Source organism: Corynebacterium sp. USCH3 (assembly GCF_037619475.1).
In the GTDB taxonomy this organism is placed as follows: Bacteria; Actinomycetota; Actinomycetes; order Mycobacteriales; family Mycobacteriaceae; genus Corynebacterium.
On record NZ_JAQPZT010000009.1, the window covers coordinates 1 to 2325 of the forward strand.

A 2325-nucleotide genomic window follows, 5' to 3' on the forward strand; every position below is an offset into this window, starting at 1 on the left:
TGTGGGAAGGCCTCATGGTCGTCAGTGTTGTGCTGGCGGTTGTGGGGTCTTCCCCTTTTTTTGTGCGTGTTCCGGGGTGTGGTGCCCACCACCACACAAGCAGCGAGCCTCATCCAGGAGTCGTCGGTAGTAGCTGGTGGGGATTGTCGCACTCTTGTCCTGGAAAGGGCCGTATGCGCTGCTGAAGAGTAGGGCGTATCGAGGTGTTCTTCTGGGTCTTTACGGGACCGTTGTCCAAGAAGGCGGCCCGGTCATTCGAAGTATCATCCGCCAGATAGTCCGTGATCACCCCGAGCACTCGGGGCCAGCACTCGCACAAGCGTGGGGCGCTGCGTTCTCTGATCTGCTCGGAGCATCGTACGGCCCGACGTTTCGTACCCAGCGGGAGCTAGAAGTCGCATCGTTGTCCTCGCTCCTCGAACTGGTCGGCTCCACCCTCGACCCAACTGAGTTGGTCCGTGAACAGTTCAGTTACTGGCGGCGCCCCGACCTACGTGCTGGCAGCCGGGATTTCTTGGCCTCCTGTCCCGTTCCGGTGTGTGTGGTGTCGAACATCGACAGGGCCGATCTCGATGCGGCGATATGCGGCGGTGCCTCTCAGCGTTACCAGCGAGGAGGTTCGCTCCTATAAGCCACGAGCGGAGTTGTTCGATGCTGGGCTCGGATTGTTGGGCTTGCCCGCCGAACAGGTTCTTCATGTCGGCGACTCCCTGAGAGCCGACATCGCCGGAGCACAAGGGCTCGGAATCGATGCCGCCTGGGTCAACGACCACGGACAGGAGGTACCAGGGTCGATGGCCATTGTCGCCGAGTGCACCGACCTGAATGACCTGCGTCCGCTCTTGACGGACGCAGGGGAGAGACTCGGGACGGGCCCGCGCCCCGTGGGGTAGCTCTCCGAGTATTGCGGGGCACGTCGATTAACTCAGCGTCGTTAGACTCGCGCATCACTGCCGGCAGTACCGGGTGGCCGGAGATCGGCGCTGCTGCCCCCGTGGATGTCTTTTACGCAGGTGCCAGGATTGTCAGAGGAGGCAGTCGGCCGACGCGGTGCATCATTGCGCGCAGCATCCTTCACGGCTGCCCCGACAGCGGAGGTGATGACCAGTTCGGGATCCACCTTCGACAGTGCTTCTTCGGCGAGCTTCACCGGGAAACCGGTGTCACCCACGTCTTCGCTCCCTACGGTTGCACTCTGCTGGAGCAATAGACCCAAGAGCTTGTCGTGGCGCTCGAGCACCGCAGATGTAGGCACATCGTCCTATCGACGACGAAACGCCTGACGATGCGGTCATGTCGGCACACTCAGGCGTGATGTCTCAGGACGTCGGTGACACGCCCTGTCGCCGGCTGATCTGATACCTGCCTGCTCTTCTCCGGGGATTGTCCTCTACCTTTGGGTGTGCTGCTGTCATGGGGGGTTCGGGCCCGTTCACACTACCGACGTCGGTGATGCGGGGAGCCAGCGTGGCCGGTGAGCTCATCGGTCGCGGGGAGGTCGGGGACAGGGCCGCGGCCTGGCCGTCGGTGTCTGCGCCGCCAGCGGCGTCATGGGGGCATTGGCTGATGAGCAGTTCCACGGCCGGCCCGATCGAGCTGTCGATCGGCATGCTCCTCACAGTCACAGGGGGCACCGACGTCCAAACAGACGAGGAAAATGTCACCGACGCTTGTCTCGGATGCCGGCAGCCGTGCCGTCATAGCCCCCGGTTGATCTCCTCACCGGCGTCAAGTAGCTATCCGTCTCGCTTGAGTAGACCCGCTTGGCGCGAAGCCTGAATACGGCGGAGTCCCTTGGGAGGGGCGAAGCGATGACGGGTGGCGGGGCGGGGCCTGGAACGGCGCGGTGCAGTCTCTAGAGGCCAAGTACCAGTGATGTGAGTGCTGGACAGCGCTGGCGGCCTCCTGCCGGCGCGCACGCATACCCCGTATTCCTGAAGCGAAGGCGACTGCCGAGTGTCCCCGGATGTTCCGTTAGTCGTTCGAGAGAACAACCGGAACGTCTGCGGGAGCGACGGGAGAGTCCGACATCGTCCGACATCCTGGTCGAATTGGCGTCCTGGGACAGCGACGGCGCGGAAGAACTGCGCGATCGTCATTCGTTGTCCTTCGGATTCGGCTCGGCTCAACTTCGCAGGACGGCAGGATAGTAGACGACCAGAGCAGTGGCTCCGTCGCGGTCACTCGCAAACGACGAAGGAGTGCGGCAGAGACGGGGCGTGACCAGAACAGAAGGGCGAGCGACCCGCGGCGACGGGTCGGGTAGGGAGGCAACGGAGGCGGGGGCCTGTGGAGGAGTGGCGCTCTCTGGCAGGCGGTTGTGGT

2 protein-coding genes are annotated in these 2325 nt (G+C 63.4%); one reads left to right on the forward strand and one right to left on the reverse strand.

The genetic code is table 11. The annotated features are described in order from the left end of the window. Window positions 1-572: 572 nt before the first annotated feature. On the forward strand, window positions 573-893 hold the full coding sequence (locus PQI66_RS15395) for an HAD family hydrolase (protein WP_339999410.1): 321 nt from the start codon (window positions 573-575) through the stop codon (window positions 891-893). A 41-nt stretch (window positions 894-934) separates the two neighbouring features. Here the strand turns inward: PQI66_RS15395 and PQI66_RS15400 are convergent, their stop codons facing one another. Next, window positions 935-1171, reverse strand: a complete 237-nt coding sequence (locus PQI66_RS15400) for a hypothetical protein (RefSeq protein ID WP_339999411.1) — start codon at window positions 1169-1171, stop codon at window positions 935-937. Between the last annotated feature and the right edge of the window lie 1154 nt (window positions 1172-2325).